The organism is Limnothrix sp. FACHB-881, assembly GCF_014698135.1.
GTDB lineage: Bacteria > Cyanobacteriota > Cyanobacteriia > CACIAM-69d > CACIAM-69d > CACIAM-69d.
The window spans coordinates 1-19,019 of sequence record NZ_JACJSN010000026.1 but is presented as its reverse complement, the minus strand read 5'-3'; the positions used below and the strand labels follow the sequence as shown (position 1 = coordinate 19,019).

Below are 19,019 nucleotides of genomic sequence, written 5' to 3'. Positions count from 1 at the left end.
GCCGAAAGGCGAGGGGAATGGAAAAGGGTGCGATCGCCCGCGAAAATCACAGCAATTACGGAAATTGATGCTGACTGGCGATGCGCTCGTACTAGGCTAGCGCTGAAAGAGGACGATCCCACCGCGATCGAAGGCGATTTTGTAGGCCGGATTCGATCGCAATTCCCGATCCAATGATTGAGCAAACTCATGGGTGCTGCCCCAGCCCGGATGTTTCAGGTTCAGCAACACCCAATCGTATTCGGCCCAGTTGGGCGGTGGCGCGGTGGCGATCGTTTGGCGCAGCATGGTGCGGTGACTGAGGTGGGGCCCCAAATCAGCGGTGGTGAGGATGCCGCCTCGTTGATTGGCGGGGATCGATCGCTCCTGGGTTTGGATCAAGGTGATCGCCGCGCGACTGTCCGCCCAAGTGTCCAGTTCCGCCAAATAAATGGAGCCAAAATAGCCGAATTTGGCCAGGGCTAAAAAGCCAATCAGTGACCAAACCCAAATGGCCCGTCCGCTGGCGATCCAACTGCGTAACTGATCGCCCATTGATCCCAGGCGATCAAGCCAATCCCAGCGACCCCGCGCCAAGCTATCGATCGCCGCCACCAACAAAAACGGCAAAATCGGCAGGGAATATTGATGCACCAAGTCCCGCTGCTCGGCCACCGTGGACAGGGCATTCAACCCGATCGCCGGAGCCGCCGCCGCCCAGGCCCGCAGCCGGCCGCCCCCGAACCAAGGCAGCAACGGCCCCAAGATCAGCAGTAAATAGATCAGCGTGTCCCCTGAGAACAGCTTCCCCAGCACCAGTTGTGGCTTCAGGAACAGATTCAACGCCGCCTCGGAAACACTGGAACCCAAGTAGGCATAGCGCCCGATCGCATCGTGGCTCAGGCCATGATTAAAAGCGGGGATCACGGCCTGGTTCACCACCACAAACCAACCGACCCCCATCCCCAGCGCCACCAGCCCGGGCCACCGTTTGCAATCGAGCAACAACAACCAAGCGCCCATGGCCGCCACCGTAATCGACAGCACCGCCTTGCAGCCCATCACCCAGACCAGCACCAGCGCCAGGGCGATCGGCCGGTTGGCTCGCCCCAGCCAAATCGCCCCCAGCAGCCCCGCGATCCCCATCACCTCCGGGTGAAAGTCAAACAAATTGACGTTGAATACCACGGGATAGAGCAAATAGGCCCAGGCGATCGCCAGGGATTGGCCCGGATTCAGCCCCGCCTGTTTCGCTAGCGCCCAAGCGGGGATCGCCCCCGCCGCCAGCCCGATCGCCTGCACCAAAAACAGCCAGTAAACACTAGGAAAAATGGCGTAGAGCAGCCCCACCCCAAAGAAGCTGTAGGCCGCGTGGTTGCCCATATGGTGCATGTCCGACACGGTGGAAAACGGCGTTTCGCCGCGCCCCATCAGGTAGGCCACTTGGTCATAAATTGCCAAATCAAAGGCCGTTGATTGAAACAGCTCATGGCGCACCACACTGCAAACCAACAGCACGATCGCCCAAATGCCCACCGACCACCAGAGCGATCGGGGGATCGATCGAAACCAACCTGCAATCTCTGTGGTGGCGATCCAGTTAGAGATCCAGGTTATAGATGTCCAGCGGGGCGATCGCATCTCGGGTTCCTGCGGCACAAATCGCCAACAGCCTACCACCGCCCGGCCCGTCCGCAGGGGGCAATGGCTAGAATCGATCGAGCCGCCGCCCCATTCCTCAGCCGCTCCCGACCATGAACTATCAACAATGGCGCGATCAACTCTTTGGCCAGCCGGAACAAGCCGATCCCGTTTGCGCTGAGATGAGTCCCGAGTTTGATCGACTGCCACGAGATCGCGCTTTTGATTACATTGATCAGGTTTTGGTGGATGCGGAAATTCACCAGCGATTTTCCCGCAATCAAATTGGCTTCGGCTTGAACTACATTTTTTCTAATAGCTGTAGCGATCTGCCCTTTTGCTATTTGCGCTGCCCAGAATCTCGCATCATTAAGGGTATTCAAAACCTCAACTATCTCTATCAAAACTATTTTGATCGATACTGTTTTGCGTCGAGTCAATCGATCCAAGAAATTGGGGCAATTCAAGCGGGCGATCGCCTAGAGTTTCTGTGCTATATGTTCTGGGATTTGTTTGTGGTTTACCCTGGCAGTGCTTCTCCATCGGTGATTGCAGCCAGCTTGGAGGTGATGAGTGCCGCTCTTGATCGCAAAAATGGCAACGCGATCGTCTCGGCAATGCATGGATTAGGTCATTGGGCATTGCATGATCAGCAAGCCGTCGCCATTTTGGAGCAATGGTTAGCGAACTCGAACACACAAAATCCAGTGATTCACAACTATGCCCTCCAAGCCAAAACAGGCTACATTCAGTAATTGAAAGTTGTCCATGATGGCTCATCAACCAATCTTAATTACTTTCCCAAGGTAGTTACGATATGCTGGAAAAAATTGCGCGATTGTTCCACAATCATGATTGCTGCTCCCCAATTCCTTAGCCCTGACGAGTATTTGACTCTTGAAGCCCAGAGCGATATTCGGCATGAATACCTCGATGGGCAAGCCTATGCCATGGCCGGTGGTACAGATGCGCATACGACGATCGCGCTAAATTTGGCGAGCGAACTGCGATCGCACCTGAGAGGAACTGGTTGCCGTGTCTTTATGTCGGATATGAAGGTGCAGATTAATCAGGGCACGAAGTTTTTTTATCCCGATGTGATGGTGACTTGTGATCCGGGCGATCGCAATCAGCCGCTTTATAAATCAGCCCCTTGTTTGATTGTGGAAGTGTTATCAAATTCCACAGAAGCCTTCGATCGGGGACGCAAGTTTGCCGCCTATCGCCACCTCGACAGCTTGCGAGAATACGTTTTAATTTCTGCTCAACAGCCCCAGGTGGATATTTTTCGGCGCTCCGCAGCGGATCAATGGATCTTGGAAAGTTACGAAAGCATCGAGGCGGAATTGGTTTTGGAAACCGTCAAGTATCGAGCCGGGTTCGATCGCCTTTATGAAGATGTGATTTTTGATCAGACCCCTCCGGAACTACTTGAAATTTAAAAAATTTCAGTTCCTCTCTCTGGTGATTGATTTCAGAATTGGAAGTTTTCAGAGGCTAGTGAATGACTAGACCAGCATCTTGAACTAAATAGAATTTCAGTTAAGAAAACCTAAAAACTAGCTCCGGCCTGAACTAAATAATTAATTTAAATTAATCAAAGTGTTATTCAATATACAAAAACCTTGATTTTCAGTATGAAGACATTATTGAATTAGTGTTCAATGAATCTGACATTGAGGTTTGGTCGCACAGTTTGGTCGCACAGATTGATAGAAAGAAGATCTATAGAAAAATGAGCAAGTTGGCATCCAACCTTCAAAAAGTTTCTGAAAAATGTGAAGCAATTGGTAATAATATTGATAAAAATCTTAAAAAAACCAGTATAACTTACTGACATTTCCTATGTATCCACTAAACTAATAGGCGAAATGATCAGCATTCATTTCAATTAAACAGTAGCCCAGTTTACAAAATACTTTTTGCATTGAAACCTTTGATCAACACTTGGCGGTTAGTTTTTGATGAATTTATCATCACTGGCTATCAGCCTCATGAATTGTGTTTCGTCGAGTAATCGGATTTTGAAAAATCGGCTCGCAAACGGTTTTTCCTTCAAGAAATATCGTTGCCATTGGTGACAAGGTTAATAATGACTAAATCGCGAAATCTATGATAATTATTGACCAATAGACCGGTATATTCAATTAATTGACAGACTTTTGACCAATATGTTGGAGTATCTCCCCCCGCTCAACGATCATAATTTGCCTTATCCAGATACGATGCACCCAATCGTGGTGCATTTTGTCATTGCGATGGTGTTATTTTCGGTTTTATGCGATGGCATCGCCTATTTCACGCGCAATCCACGACTCTATGAAGTGAGCTGGTGGAATTTGTTTTTTGCGACCATTTCTATCTTCATTGCCATTATTTTTGGGCAAATCGAAGCGGGCTTAGCTGAACCCTACAATGCTGCCGAAGCCACTTTGAATCTGCACACGCTTCTGGGTTGGTCTCTGTCGGGAATTATTGCAGCCATGACCGCTTGGCGCTATGTGTTGCGATCTCGCGATCCCAAAGGTTTGCCCAAAGCCTTCTTAGGTGTAGGGATTTTGATGACCGTAATTGTGTGCTTTCAGATTTATCTGGGCGATTTGTTGGTTTGGGTCTATGGCCTCCATACGGTGCCCGTGGTTGAGGCTGTGCGGGAGGGAATATTGTAATGAATAGCGATCTGATTGAGCAGGTGCAAAACCAATTGGGGATCAATGGATTACCCTATGTGGTTCCGATTCATCCCAATTTGGTGCACTTGACCTTGGGTTTGTTTATTGTGGCGATCGCCTTTGATATTGTTGGCGTTTTGTTTCCCCTCGAAAAGCCGGTTTTTAAGTTTTTAGCGATTCCTGCCACGCGCTCCAATTTTTTTGATGTGGGTTGGTACAACATGCTAGCCGGGGCGATCGTCACCTTTTTGACGGTGGCTGCGGGCTTTTATGAAATGTTATTAGCTCGGCCACCAGCAGATGTGAAAAGCGCTTGGGGGTTGCAGGCCATGGAAACCATGTTGTGGCATGGCGTGGGTGGCGTTGTCCTGTTGCTGTTAATCGTAGGTATGACCGTTTGGCGAGGATTTCAGCGATTTGTTTGGATGAAAGATCGATCGCGCCAAGTGCAATGGAGCTATCTTTTAGTGGGGCTAATCATTTTTGGTTTGATGTTTGTCCATGGAACCTTGGGGGCACAATTAGCCGCTGAATTTGGTGTGCACATCACCGCCGATCGCCTGTTGGATTTGGGTGAAAATCCTAACCTCGTTTTGAAATCATTCAATCCATGAAGATTCGCACCATCCTCACCTTAGGAACCCTAGCGATCGCACTGGCCCTCGTCAGTTGGTGGATGGGGGAGCAGTCCTATACCTGGTTTCCCCCCCAAGCCTCGGCAGAGTCCCAACTGATCGATCGCCTATTCAGCTTTTTAGTGGCGATCGGGACGTTCATTTTCCTAGGCGTGGTCGGAACGATCGTTTATGTGGCGTTGTTTCAACAAGCTAGTAAATATGACACCAGCGACGGCCCGCACATTGAAGGAAACGTCACGTTGGAAATAGTTTGGACGGCGATTCCTTTCATCCTCGTCGTTGGAATTGCCGCCTACAGCTACCACATTTACGATCGCATTTCTATCTTGGGCCCTATGGAGCATGTGCATGAATCAATGGCACATGACATGGCATCAGAGGCTCCAGCGATCGCCCCGGTTGCTGCTGAATCAAAGGATAGCAATGCGATCATAAATCCAGAGGTCGTGATTGCCGTAAAGTCTCGACAATGGGCTTGGGAATTCTATTACCCCGATCGGCGAGTCACAACCGCTGAATTACATCTGCCAGCCGATCAACGGATCAGTTTGCAACTCACCTCTGAAGATGTCATCCATGGGTTTTATATTCCAGCCTTTCGGGTGAAGCAAGATATCATTCCAGGGCGTGCCATTACCCTGAAATTTACGCCCATCCGCGAAGGCCGATACCGTTTGCGTGACTCTCAGTACAGCGGCACTTACTTCGCGGCCATGCAAGCCGATGTGGTGGTGGAATCCTCTGATTCCTATCAACAGTGGCTGACGGATGCGGCGAACCAAAAGCCCACCGCTGCCTATAACCAAGCCTTTGATGAATTCCAGCGCTCCCCCGGTGGACGCACTGGCTGGCAAACAGTGCAACCAGCGCCGCCACCCCTCGTGAACTATCCCGGCAAAGGAACCAGTTAGCGATTAGTCACTTTCGCTTAACTCAGTTTCATTAGGTTTTGATTGAAGCTCTCAGCATTCCAGAATAGTTTCCTCCAACCGATTTATGACCAATCTTGCTACCGAATCGATCGCCGCTTCTCAGCCACCCATACCCGGTGCGCCCAATAACTGGAAGCGCTTTTTTAGCTTCAGCACCGATCACAAAGTGATTGGAATTCAGTACCTAGTAACGTCCTTCTTTTTCTTTCTAGTAGGTGGCATTTTCGCCATGATTATTCGGGGCGAATTGATCACACCAGAGTCGGATTTGGTCGATCGCACTGTTTACAACGCCATGTTCACCATGCATGGCACGGTGATGTTGTTTTTGTGGACATTTCCTTGTCTATTGGGTCTAGGAAACTATCTCGTGCCCCTGATGATTGGCGCAAGGGATATGGCTTTTCCTCGGCTGAATGCGATCGCCTTTTGGATGGTGCCCGTTTTCGGCACAATTTTGATGGCGAGTTTTTTGGTGCCGGGTGGCCCAGCCCAAGCCGGTTGGTGGGCCTATCCACCCGTCAGCCTTCAAAATCCCACGGGCAACCTGATCAATGGTCAAATGCTGTGGCTATTGGCGGTGGCGATTTCCGGCGTTTCATCGATTATGGGTGCGGTGAATTTTGTCACCACGATCGCCCGCATGCGTGCCCCCGGTATGACTTGGTTTCGGATGCCGGTTTTTGTGTGGACGGTGTTAGCCGCCCAAATTATTCAACTGTTTGGTCTGCCCGCTTTGACCGCTGGCGCGGTGATGCTGTTGTTGGATCTCACCGTGGGTACGACATTTTTTGATCCGGCCAAAGGTGGTGATCCGGTGCTGTTCCAGCACTTTTTCTGGTTCTATTCTCACCCAGCCGTTTATGTCATTATCTTGCCGATTTTTGGCATCTTCTCTGAGGTTTTGCCGGTCTATGCTCGCAAGCCCCTCTTTGGCTACAAAGTGGTTGCCATTTCATCCCTAATTATCACCGGCTTGAGTGCCATTGTTTGGGTTCACCACATGTTCGCCAGTGGCACACCGGGCTGGATGCGGATGGTTTTTATGGCCACAACCATGCTGATCTCGGTGCCCACGGGGATTAAAGTTTTCGCCTGGGTTGCCACCATTTGGGGGGGTAAATTGCGCCTCAACACAGCCATGCTATTTGCCCTGGGTGGGCTGGTGATGTTTGTGTTTTCAGGCATCACCGGCATTATGTTGGCAGCAGTTCCGGTTGATATCCATGTGAACAATACCTATTTTGTGGTGGGACATTTTCACTATGTGATTTACGGCGCAGTGGTGATGGGAATTTATGCAGCGATCTATCACTGGTTTCCCAAAATGACCGGGCGCATGTATTCCGAAGGGCTGGGGAAATTGCACTTTGCCCTAACTTTCATTGGCACTAATTTGAACTTCTTTCCCATGCATCCTTTGGGGTTGCAAGGGATGCCGCGCCGGGTCGCGTCTTACGATCCTGAATTTACGTTCTGGAATGTGGTGGCGAGCCTAGGAGCTTTTTTGTTGGGCATGTCTACCCTGCCGTTTATTTTGAACATGATTGGTTCTTGGGTGCAGGGTGAAAAAGCACCCAAAAATCCCTGGCGGGCGATCGGGCTGGAATGGCTGTTGTCTTCGCCGCCAACGGTTGAGAACTTTGAGGAACTCCCGATCGTGGTTTCTGAGCCTTATGGCTATGGCAAATCTGATCCCTTGGTGTCTAATCCCGACGAATTAGAGGTGGCCCATGAACCCAACTGAAACGGACTTGCGAGATGATGCATTGCCGGGAATTGCTGAGACCCATGATGACGCACACCATGCGGCCCATGGCCATGGCTCTCCTGGCGATCAAATGTTTGGTTTTGTGATTTTTTTGCTGTCTGAAAGTGTCATTTTCTTCAGCTTCTTCGCGGGCTACATTGTCTACAAAACCACTGCCCAAACCTGGTTGCCGGCAGGTGTTTTGGGTTTGGAGGTGCGCGAGCCGGCCATCAACACGGTCATTTTGGTGTCTAGCAGCCTCACGATTTATCTGGCGGAGCGCTATTTACATGTTAAGCAGCTCTGGGGCTTTCGGGCATTTTGGCTGCTGACGATCGCCATGGGTAGCTATTTCTTGTATGGCCAGGCGATCGAGTGGAGCCACTTAGACTTTGGGTTTACCGATGGGGTGTTTGGCGGCACGTTTTATTTGCTGACAGGATTCCACGGTCTGCACGTTTTTGCGGGTGTGTTGCTGCAACTGATCATGTTGGTGCGATCGTTCATTCCGGGTAATTACGATCGCGGCGAATTTGGCGTGGCTTCGACCTCGTTGTTTTGGCACTTTGTGGATGTGATTTGGATTATTTTGTTCCTGTTGATTTACATCTGGCAGTAACCAAAACACCGATCAAGATGAGGGTGATCGGCGATTTTGGAATGAGATGAGCGATCGCCCATCAAACCCTTCCCAATGTCAGTGAATCGGCAAGCAATCGTTTCAATAGTTGAGTAGTCAGGACGATCTAATTATGATTATTGATGATTGCCATTACGACGTGATTATTATTGGTACTGGGGCTGGCGGTGGGACGCTGGCTTATAAATTAGCACCCACCGGCAAGCGTATTTTGATTCTTGAGCGGGGAGATTTTATGCCCCTCGAAGAACAAAATCGCAGCAATGTGGATGTTTTTAAACGCGAGCGATATCACGCGCCGGAACAGTGGTACGACAACACGGGCGAACCCTTTTCGCCCCAAATGAACTACGCGATCGGGGGCAACACCAAAATCTATGGAGCTGTGCTGATGCGGCGGCGAGAACAGGACTTTGCTGCCGTTACCCATCGCGAGGGAATTTCACCGGCTTGGTGTGTGGACTATGGGGAATTCGAGCCTTATTACACCGCTGCCGAAGCGCTTTATAAAGTGCATGGCCAGGCTGACCAAGACCCCACCGAGCCATTTCGGAGCAGCGACTATCCCTTTCCATCGATCGAATCTGATCCGCAAATTGCCGCCATTACGGGAGCGATCGCCCAGCAAGGATTGCACCCATCTGCCTTGCCCTTGGGGTTAACTCGCCAAGATGATGACCCCACCAATGACTCAGAAGTGAGTGGCGTGTTGCCAGCGGTGGAATATCCCAACGTCACCCTCAAAACCAAGGCAAAAGTTGTGGGTTTGCATACCAACTCCTCAGGGCGATTTGTTCGCGCTGTCGAAGCAGAGATTGATGGTAAACCCTATCTCTTTTTGGGGGATTTGGTGGTGTTGGCTTGCGGGGCGGTGAACTCTGCGGCCCTGTTGCTGCGATCGGCCAATGATTGTCACCCACAAGGACTAGCCAATAGTTCAAACTTGGTGGGCCGCAACCTCATGAAAAACCTGATGACCGCGATCGTGCAGGTTAGCAGCAAAGCCAATTCCGGTGCGTTTCAAAAAACCATTTGTGTGAATGATTTCTATTGGGGAGATGCGGATTTTCCCTACCCCATGGGTCATATTTATAATACGGGTGGCTTGCTAACCGATGTGATTTTTGCAGAAGCACCGCCGATGTTTTCGGTGCTTGCGAAATTCATGCCGGGATTTGGGTTGCGACAACTGGCGACCCGCTCGATCGGCTGGTGGATTCAAACGGAAGATTTGCCCAATCTCAATAACCGAGTTTACCTAGATCAACACAAGCTTTGTATTGACTATCAACCGAACAATACCGAAGCGCACGATCGCCTCGCCCATCGCTGGATTGATGTGTTGAAATCCCTAGAAAAGCAACTCGATGGCTTTCCAGTGGGCACAATCCATCCTCGCGGGGAAATTCCGGTGCAGGTGATGGCCAACCAATGCGGGACTTGTCGGTTTGGGGACGATCCGGCGACTTCCGTGCTCGATCGCAACTGCCGCGCCCACGATGTGGATAATTTGTATGTGGTGGATGGCAGCTTTTTCCCCTCGAACGCCAGTGTTAGCCCCGCCCTGACGATTATTGCGAATGCGCTGCGTGTGGGCGATCACCTGCTCGATCGACTGGCTTAAGTGGCTCAATCGACATTTGAGGGCGAATGACTCGTAGCGAGACAGGGCGATCGCAACAATCCTTTACAATCAATCTGGGTGATCGGGTGCAGTGCCAAACCGTCGCCGGTTGTCGGCAAGTCGCGGCATTTCTCAGCGGGCCAAGCCGCGCGATCGGGGTAGGATATTGGACTTGCACCCCAGCGCATTTGCGTTTCGTCAAGATTTTTGCGGACTGACGCAACCGCCACAAGAGGCTTGGGGCCAGGGGCAATGAATTCCCTGAAACCCCATTTCGCCACTGCGCGATCGTGCAGCGCGAGACCGTGGGGGCAAGGGGCTTAAGCCCCTTGTCTGGAGAGCAGCCGCCCCTTGTTTGGAGAGCAGCCGCCCCTTGTCTGGAGAGCAGCTGCCCCTTGTCTAATCAGCGGCCGCCCCTTGTCTGTCCAGCAACCGCGTCAGTCCTGAATTCGTCCAGTTAAGTTCCAGTCCCATTTTGAGTCACCATGCGTACCCACTACTGCGGTCAACTGCGCGCCGAACAGGTTGGTAAAACCGTCACCCTTTGCGGTTGGGTCGATCGCCGCCGCGACCACGGGGGAGTCGTGTTTGTGGACTTGCGCGATCGCTCGGGGATCGTTCAGGTGGCCTCGAACCCGGACTTGCCCGAATCGTTTCAAATTGCCGACTCCCTCCGCAATGAATATGTGGTGCGGATTACGGGCACGGTCACCCAGCGGCCGCCCGAGTCCGTGAACCCCAAGCTGGCCACCGGGGAAGTGGAAGTGCTGGCGGATCAAATCGAAATCCTCAGCGCTGTCAGCAAGCAACTGCCGTTCCAGGTTTCCACCTCCGAAAACGAAACCGTTCGCGAAGAATTGCGGCTGAAATATCGCTATTTGGATTTGCGCCGCCCCCGGATGCAGCACAACCTGCAACTGCGCCATGCGGTGGTGAAGGCCATGCGCCGGTTCCTGGAAGATGCCCAGGGCTTCATGGAAATCGAAACGCCCGTCCTAACCAAATCCACGCCAGAAGGGGCACGCGATTACCTGGTTCCTTCGCGGGTGAATCCGGGCGAGTGGTTTGCCCTGCCCCAGTCGCCGCAGTTGTTTAAGCAGTTGCTGATGGTGTCCGGGTTCGATCGCTACTACCAAATCGCCCGTTGCTTCCGCGATGAAGATTTGCGAGCCGATCGCCAGCCAGAGTTCACCCAACTCGACATGGAAATGAGCTTCATGTCCATGGAAGAAATCCTGGACTTGAATGAGCAACTGGTTTGCCACATCTTCAAAACTGTCAAGAACATTGACCTGCCGCGCCCCTTCCCGCGCCTGACCTACGCCGAAGCCATGGATCGCTACGGCAGTGATCGCCCCGACACCCGCTTTGGGATGGAACTGGCGGACTGCTCGGATCTGTTCAAGGGCTGTGGGTTCAAGGTGTTCTCCGGCTCGATCGCGGCCGGTGGGATCGTCAAAACCCTGCCCGTCCCCGGCGGCAACGATGCGGTATCCAACGTGCGGATCAAGCCCGGTGGGGATTTGTTCGCGATCGCCTCGGAAGCCGGAGCCAAGGGTCTGGCCTTCATCCGGGTGCGCGACAACGGCGAAGTGGACACGATCGGGGCGCTCAAGGACAGCCTGACCCCGGAAATCACCGCCGAGCTGCTGCAACGCACGGGCGCACAAGCGGGCGATCTGCTGTTGTTTGGCGCGGGCCCGGCGGAGATTGTGAACAAAACACTCGATCGCCTGCGCTTGGCCCTGGGCAAAGAGCTGAACCTGATTGACCCCGAAGCGATCAATCTGCTCTGGGTCGTGGATTTCCCGATGTTCGAGTACAACGCCGACGAACAGCGCCTAGAAGCCCTGCACCACCCCTTCACCGCCCCCAACCCGGAAGATTTGGCGGACATCAAAACCGCCCGCGCCCTGGCCTACGACATCGTGCTGAATGGTACGGAAATCGGCGGCGGCAGCTTGCGAATCTACCAACGGGATGTGCAAGAACAGGTGTTCGCGGCGATCGGCTTGACCGATGAAGAAGCCCGCGCCAAGTTCGGCTTCCTGCTCGATGCCTTTGAATATGGCACGCCGCCCCACGGGGGGATTGCCTACGGTCTCGATCGCCTGGTGTCGATTTTGACCGGCGAAGACTCGATCCGCGACGCGATCGCCTTCCCCAAAACCCAACAGGCCCGCTGCTTGTTGACCGACGCGCCTTCGTCGGTGGAAGCCAAGCAACTGAAGGAATTGCAAGTGGCTTCGACCTACAAACCCAAGAAGCCGGAAGCCGAAGCCTCGGCCTAAGAGGGTGTCTAAAAAGCCTAAATTGCCACCTTGCGGGTCTGACCAACCGACGAAGACAAGGGGCTTCAGCCTCTCGCCCCACGACTATTGATGCTTGGCTCGTGTCAAAAGACACTTCTCAGACATCCTCTAAGTCTCGTCGTCTAAGTCTCGTCGCTTAAATTTTGCTGCCTAAATTTCAAGGGCTGTCATCAGTAACTGGGTGACAGCCCTCTGTCTTTTTGAAGTGTTTTTAAAGATGGCTTGCGGTCGAAATCACGCAGACCTGTGACCTGTGACAATGGATCCGTTTCCCGATTGATGCAAATTAATCGGTACAAATAGATTGATTCGCTATGCTTTTTTGGAATTGCGATGAATTTCAAAGAAAACTCAGTAGAATTAATTCTTGAAAAAGATTGAAAATCATACAAAAACATGATCAGTGATGATTGTTCAGGTTTTAATTACTTAGTTTGATTTGATACATACTTTGCATTTCTGTTCCTTTTTTACTAAATTTTTCGCCAATTTATATCTATTTACAACTCGCTTGACTGACAATTGACGAAAGAGTTGGATCGCTTTGAGAAAATCAATGGGCGAAATGAGCAGCCCGGCGCTTTCTCCTTGGGTAGTAAATAATAGAAGAACTTCCCTTCTGCAATGCATATGGCTGCCTTGTCTGTCACCCTGACTCCTTTGGATCCGCAGGCTGCCTTGATTCAGAACCCGCTGATTGTTTCACCGGACACACCCGTGGTAGCGGCGCTCCATCGGATGAGTCAGGTGCGATCGAGCTGTGGAATTGCGGAATCCACCGATCCTGAAAACAACAACCAGCAGGTGCTGCGAGAGGCTCGGGGGAGCTGTGTGCTGGTGGTGGATCAAGACCGCCCGATCGGGATTGTGACCGAGCGAGATGTGGTGCGGCTGTTGGCCGCACAAACCTGCTTGGATCAACTCACGGTCTCCCAGATCATGATCCAGCCCTTGGTGACCTTGCAGACCAAAACTTGTGAAGACCTGGATGTGATGGCGGCCATCACGCTGTTGCACAAACATGGCATTCGCCATTTGCCCGTGCTGGATGCAGATCGCCGGTTGGTGGGCTTGATGACCCACGAAAGCCTCTGCCAAACCACCCGCCCGATCGACCTGCTGCGGATGCGGTTGGCCTCAGAGGTGATGACCCAGCATGTGGTGGCGATCGCGGTCACCAGTTCCATGCTTGATGTGGCGCGGCTGATGGCTGAGTGCCAGGTGGGATCCGTGGTGATTGTGGAGCCAGGTGCAGCAGATGCAGGACAGCAGCCCGTGGGAATTGTGACGGAACGGGACTTGGTGCAGTTTCAATCCCTGGGTTTGGACTTTCAGCAGTTCACGGTGCGAGAGGTGATGAGCACACCGGTTTTCACCGTGGCCGCCGATAGTTCCCTGTGGTTGGTTCATGAGTTGATGGCCAAGCGCAACATCCAGCGCGTTTTGGTCATGGGCGATCGGGGCGAGTTGGTGGGCATCGTCACCCAAACCAGTTTGCTGCGGGTTCTGAATCCCCTGGAGCTATACAAACTGGCGGAACTGCTAGAGCACAAGGTGAACCAGCTCGAAGCGGAAAAACAGGCCCTGGAAACGCTGCATCACCAGGAACTGGAGCAGCGGGTGGAAACCCGCACAGCGGCCCTGCGGGCCAAGGCAGAACGGGAACTGCTGTTGGTGGCGTTGGCCACTCAGATTCGATCGTCCCTGAGCTTACAGAGCATTTTGGATACCACGGTGCAGGAGGTGCGGCGGGTCTTGCAGTGCGATCGGGTGAATATTTGGCAATTTCAAACCGCCGACAAGGCCCGGGCTCGGGTGGTGGCAGAATCAACGGACTTACCCATTTCCATGATCGGCACGGAACTGGAGGGTACCTGGTTTCAGCATGACCAAGAACCGGTTTATCGGCAGGGCTACATCCGGGTTGAACCCGACGTGGCCGCCAGTGACATGGGCGGGTGTCACCTCCAGTTACCGATCGAGCTGCGGCCTCGCGCCAAAATTCTGGTTCCCCTGCTTTATCAAGAGGAACTGTGGGGATTGTTGAGCGTTTCCGAAAGCAAAACCACCCGAAACTGGTTGCCCGACGAGGTGAAATTGCTCAAGGGCCTGTCGGTGCAATTGGAAGTGGCCCTCAAGCAGGCCATCACGCACCAGCAACTGCAACAGGAATTGGAAACCCGCACGCAAGCGGAAGCCTTCCTGCGTGAAAGCGAGCAGCGCTATGCCAATCTTGCGGCCGTTGTGCCCGTGGGCATCTTCCGCATGGATTTGCAGGGACGGCCCACCTACGTGAACGAACGCTACTGCCAAATTTTAGGCTGCTCCATTGAAGAGGGTCTTGATTGGGATTGGGAGCAAACCCTGCATCCGGACGATCGGGATTGGGTGTTGGCTCTGCGGGAGCAAAATCTGCGGGAACAATCCTCCTGTCAGTTGGAATGCCGGTTCCAATCGCGCGATCATCGCCACGGCCCCGACCCCGATCGGGCTGTCACGTGGGTGGATATGCGGGTGGTGGTGGAGCGGGATGCCACGGGTCAACCGATCGGCTATGTGGGAACCCTCACGGACATCAGCGATCGGAAGCGATCGGCCCTCGAACTCCGCGAAAGTCGCCAGCGATACGCCAGCCTGTTGGCCGTGGCCCCCGTCGGGATTTTTCGCACCGACACTGCCGGCCATTGCCTATACGTCAACGATCACTGGTGTGAAATGACCGGCCTCGACCATCGGGCCGCCCTTGGTCATGGTTGGCAGCTCACCCTGCACCCGGACGATCGCGCCTTAGTCACCAATGGCTGGATGCAAGCCATCCAGACTAATCGCCCCTGGAAGGCCGAATATCGCCTGGCGCGTCCCGACGGAGAAGTGCTTTGGGTCTATGGCCAATCGGTGGTGGAGCGCAATTTCAACGGCGATATCGTGGGCCATGTGGGAGCCATCACCAACATCACCGATCGCAAACAGGCTGACTTTGCCCTGCAAAACCTGATCGAAGGAACCGCCGCCACTGGCCTCGATTTTTTCCCTGCCCTGGTCAAACACCTGGCCACCGCTCTCAATGTTTCCCACGCTTTTGTGGCCGAGCGCATGGGCAATCGAATCCAAGTGTTGGCCTTTTGGAATGCGGGAACCGTAGAAACGATCGCCACCTGTGCCCTCAACCACTTCGATCGGGAACTGCCCTACCCCTGGCACGGGGACTGCCACCCGCAGTTGCTTCAGTCTTTGTTTCCCCAAGTGCCTGGTCTGACGCAAATCACCGACAACAACTATCTGAGCGTTCCCCTCCAGGATTCCCACGGTCTGGAAATTGGTCACCTCTGCATCTTGAACCAAGGGCCCATTCAAGCGCCCCGCCGAGCCGAAACCGTCTTGCGCATCTTTGCGGCTCGGGCTGGAGCCGAACTGGAACGCCAGCAAGCCACCAACGCCCTTGAGCAGCTCAATCAGGATCTAGAAATTACGATTCAACGGCGAACCCAAGAGCTTTGGCGCGTTCACAATCTGCATAAGGCCATTCTGAACTGTGCCCCCTATGCGGTGATCGCCACCGACATCCAGGGGCTAATTACCACCTTCAACCCGGCCGCCGAGCGCATGTTGGGATATCGGGCCGCCGAAGTGATCCGCCAGCTTACGCCGGAAATTTTCCACGACCGTCAGGAGGTGGCCGCCCGGGCTGCCCAGCGATCGGCAGAGTTGGGCGAGCCGATCGCCCAAGGGTTTGAAGTGCTCGTGGCCCGGGCCCGCCAAGGCATTGTGGACGAGAACGAGTGGAATTGTATTCGCCAGGATGGTTCTCGGTTTCCCGCCGCCCTTTCCGTGAGCTGCCTGAGGGATCGCAATGATCAAATCATTGGCTTTTTAGGCATTGCCCAAGACATTACCGATCGCAAGCGCACAGAGCAAGAGAATCGTTTACTCAAAGAGCGGTTGGAGTTTCTATTAGCCTCCAGTCCCGCTGTGATCTACAGTTGCAAGCCCGATCAACACTACACCACGACTTTTGTTAGCCCCAATGTGGAATCCATCCTCGGTTACACGCCCCAGGAGTTTATTCAGGATGCCAACTTCTGGATTAGCCGAATTCATCCCCAAGATGTGGACAGGGTGCTTAGCGATCTCAATAATTTGCCCGAAGGCAGCCGCTACAAGTATGAATATCGATTACTCCATGCGGACGGTTACTATTTGTGGGTGCGTGATGAACTCTATTTAGTGCGCGATGAGCAGAATCAGCTCCTAGAAATTGTGGGCTATTTTGCGGATATCAGCGATCTCAAGCAAACGGAAGCGATCGTGGTTCAGCAGGCCAAGCGCGAGACCCTGCTATTAGAAATTACTCAGCGAATTCGTCAGTCTTTGGATCTTTCGATCGTGTTTGAAACGGCTTGTCAGGAAATTCGGCAGCTCATGGAGTCCGATCGAGTTGGCATCTTTCAGTTTAATCCCGAGTCCCAATGGCAAGATGGCAGGTTTGTAGCGGAATCCGTTGATGACAAATATCCATCGGTGATTGCGGTTTCGATGGATGATCGCTGTTTTGGCGGAAGCTATTTCCAGCGCTATGCCCAAGGACAATATTGTGCAACTGACGATATCTATGACGGCAGCCTCAGCACCTGCCATGCGGATGTTTTAAAGCGGCTTGCGGTGCGGGCTAATTTGGTGATGCCTCTGCTTTGTAATGGAGCCTTGTGGGGGCTGCTTTGTGTGCATCAATGCATGAAAGTCCGGCATTGGGAGCTTTCAGAGATTGAATTAATTAAGCAAATCGCCAATCAATTAGAAATTGCGATTCAACAGGCCAGCCTCTATGACCGAATGCAAGCCGAATTATTAGTTCGCAAGCGAGCGGAGAAGCGAATCGCCCTCCAACTCCATCAACAGGAATTATTAGGCGTTATTTCCCAACGAATTCGAGAATCGTTGGATGTGGCTGAAATTCTGCAAGTGGTCACTGACCAAGTGCGGCAAGTTTTTCAGTGCGATCGCGCAATCATACTTCAGGTGTTCCCAGATGGCCACAGCCAAATTTTTGAAGAATCTGTTGCGCCAGGTTTCCCAGTTCTCAAAAACCGCCAGTGGGCTGATGAGCATTGGTCTATAGAAATCTTGGAGCATTATTGGCAGGGAGAACCACGAATTGTGCCGGATGTGATGAGCGATCGGTGGACAGATTGCCTACGGGAATATTCCCAAGCAGGACAAATTCAGTCCAAAGTGGTGGCTCCTATTTTGCAGGAGGTGCATGTTCACAGCGAAGATCGCTGGGTTTCCGTGGGGCACAATAACCGCCTGTGGGGAGTGTTAGTAATCCATGCTTGCCAGGAACAGCGGGTGTGGCAGGGGGCCGAGGCCAAGCTTTTGCAACAAATTGCGAACCAGTTGGCCACAGCAATTCAACAGGCTAATTTATTTGAACAATTACAACGGGAGCTTCAAGAGCGCCAGCAGGCTCAACAGCAATTGACCGATCGCAACCAAGAATTGGCCGTTTCTAATCAAGAATTGGCACGGGCCACTCGGCTAAAAGATGAATTCCTGGCGAACATGAGCCATGAGCTACGAACGCCGTTGAATGCCATTTTGGGAATTACTGAAGGGCTTCAGGAGTCAATTTTTGGTCCCATCACTGAGCAACAGGAGCGCGTGCTGCAAACCATTGAACGCAGTGGCTCCCATCTTTTATCATTGATTAATGACATTCTCGATGTGGCCAAAATTGAAGCCGGACAGCTAGAGTTAGACATTGCAGCGGTTCCTGTTTCGCCCCTGTGCCAATCTAGTTTGGCGTTTGTTAAGCAACAGGCTTTCAAAAAAGGAATTCAACTGGCGATTCAGCTTCCTCCCAAGTTGCCAGACTTGCTGGTGGATGAACGCCGGGTGCGTCAGGTGCTGATTAATCTGTTAAATAATGCGGTTAAATTTACCCCCGACCACGGATCTGTTTCTTTGGAAGTTTGTTTGGGAACATCACGACGAGTCCCTAAACTGAACAGTAGTTTGGGGGAAACAGAAGTTCACCAGTTTTTGGAAATTTCGGTGGTGGATGACGGGATTGGAATTGCGCCAGAAGATGTCCGCAAACTCTTTCAGCCCTTTATGCAGGTGGACAGTGCTTTGAATCGGCAGTACACCGGCACAGGGTTGGGGTTAGCGCTGGTGAAGCGAATTGTTGAATTGCATGGTGGAGAAGTATCCCTCGTGAGTGAAGTAGGTGTTGGCAGTCGATTTACGGTCGATTTGCCCTGTGCAAGTACGCTGTCTGGGCCGGATCAACCGGCAACGGGGGCGATCGAGGCGGCGGAACCCAGTCCGGCCGTACCTTTGGAATCGCCGTTGATTCTGTTGGCGGAGGATAACGAAGCCAATGTCAGCACGATCGTGGCGTATCTGCAAGCGAAGGGCTATCGCCTGACCCTGGCCAAAAACGGCGAGGAGGCCGTTGCTTTCGCCAAGGCCGCGCCGCCGGATCTGATCCTGATGGATATTCAGATGCCGGTGATGGATGGTTTGGAAGCCACTCGCCAAATTCGCCAAGATCCGACCCTGGCCAATGTGCCGATCATTGCCCTGACGGCTTTGGCAATGGCGGGCGATCGGGAACGATGTTTGGCGGCGGGAGCCAGTGATTATCTGAGCAAGCCGGTGCGACTCAAGCAGTTGGCAGCCATGATTCAAGAGTTCCTCGCGGCCATTTCCTAAGCTAAGAGCTGATTTATAAAGACAATATTAATCAGCCATCCCCGCTAATCGTTTCACCATCAAATGCATTAAGCAGCCGTAGATCATCCCTTCGCTCGTCTCCGAATACAACTCATA

12 protein-coding genes are annotated in these 19,019 nt (G+C 52.7%); 11 read left to right on the top strand and 1 reads right to left on the bottom strand.

The features are described 5' to 3' along the window. Positions 1-96: 96 nt before the first annotated feature. Positions 97-1,638, bottom strand: a complete 1,542-nt coding sequence (locus tag H6G52_RS17350; protein ID WP_199312484.1) for a DUF2079 domain-containing protein — start codon at positions 1,636-1,638, stop codon at positions 97-99. Positions 1,639-1,733: 95 nt separating this feature from the next. Here H6G52_RS17350 and H6G52_RS17345 point away from each other — a divergent pair, with 95 nt between their 5' ends. The 11 genes from H6G52_RS17345 to H6G52_RS17295 all read left to right on the top strand — a co-directional run bounded on the left by H6G52_RS17345 (position 1,734) and on the right by H6G52_RS17295 (position 18,902). Continuing rightward, on the top strand, positions 1,734-2,375 hold the full coding sequence (locus tag H6G52_RS17345; protein WP_190529969.1) for a hypothetical protein: 642 nt from the start codon (positions 1,734-1,736) through the stop codon (positions 2,373-2,375). A gap of 96 nt (positions 2,376-2,471) precedes the next feature. Continuing rightward, a complete protein-coding gene (locus H6G52_RS17340; RefSeq protein WP_190529967.1) occupies positions 2,472-3,062 on the top strand; it encodes a Uma2 family endonuclease in 591 nt (196 codons plus the stop codon). Positions 3,063-3,791: 729 nt separating this feature from the next. Continuing rightward, the gene (locus H6G52_RS17335) at positions 3,792-4,289 is read left to right on the top strand and encodes a DUF2231 domain-containing protein (protein ID WP_190529996.1); all 498 of its coding nucleotides are present in this window, start codon (positions 3,792-3,794) and stop codon (positions 4,287-4,289) included. Continuing rightward, positions 4,289-4,906: a DUF2231 domain-containing protein gene (locus tag H6G52_RS17330; RefSeq protein WP_190529965.1), complete on the top strand. Its 618-nt coding sequence runs from the start codon at positions 4,289-4,291 to the stop codon at positions 4,904-4,906. Before H6G52_RS17335 ends, H6G52_RS17330 begins: the two co-directional genes overlap by 1 nt. Then, positions 4,903-5,841 carry a cytochrome c oxidase subunit II gene (locus tag H6G52_RS17325; RefSeq protein WP_190529963.1) on the top strand — a complete coding sequence of 313 codons (939 nt, stop codon included), beginning with the start codon at positions 4,903-4,905 and terminating at the stop codon, positions 5,839-5,841. Before H6G52_RS17330 ends, H6G52_RS17325 begins: the two co-directional genes overlap by 4 nt. A gap of 85 nt (positions 5,842-5,926) precedes the next feature. Beyond that, positions 5,927-7,609, top strand: coding sequence for a cytochrome c oxidase subunit I (ctaD, locus tag H6G52_RS17320; protein WP_190529961.1), 1,683 nt, complete (start codon positions 5,927-5,929; stop codon positions 7,607-7,609). After that, the gene (locus tag H6G52_RS17315; protein ID WP_190529960.1) at positions 7,596-8,231 is read left to right on the top strand and encodes a heme-copper oxidase subunit III; all 636 of its coding nucleotides are present in this window, start codon (positions 7,596-7,598) and stop codon (positions 8,229-8,231) included. Before ctaD ends, H6G52_RS17315 begins: the two co-directional genes overlap by 14 nt. A gap of 133 nt (positions 8,232-8,364) precedes the next feature. Further along, a complete protein-coding gene (locus tag H6G52_RS17310) occupies positions 8,365-9,876 on the top strand; it encodes a GMC oxidoreductase (RefSeq protein ID WP_190529958.1) in 1,512 nt (503 codons plus the stop codon). 26 nt (positions 9,877-9,902) lie between these two features. Then, complete coding sequence (locus H6G52_RS17305) at positions 9,903-10,094, top strand: hypothetical protein (RefSeq protein ID WP_190529956.1); 192 nt, start codon at positions 9,903-9,905, stop codon at positions 10,092-10,094. A 267-nt stretch (positions 10,095-10,361) separates the two neighbouring features. After that, on the top strand, positions 10,362-12,167 hold the full coding sequence (gene aspS / locus H6G52_RS17300; protein WP_190529954.1) for an aspartate--tRNA ligase: 1,806 nt from the start codon (positions 10,362-10,364) through the stop codon (positions 12,165-12,167). Positions 12,168-12,818: 651 nt separating this feature from the next. Beyond that, a complete protein-coding gene (locus tag H6G52_RS17295) occupies positions 12,819-18,902 on the top strand; it encodes a PAS domain S-box protein (RefSeq protein ID WP_190529952.1) in 6,084 nt (2,027 codons plus the stop codon). Positions 18,903-19,019: the final 117 nt, after the last annotated feature.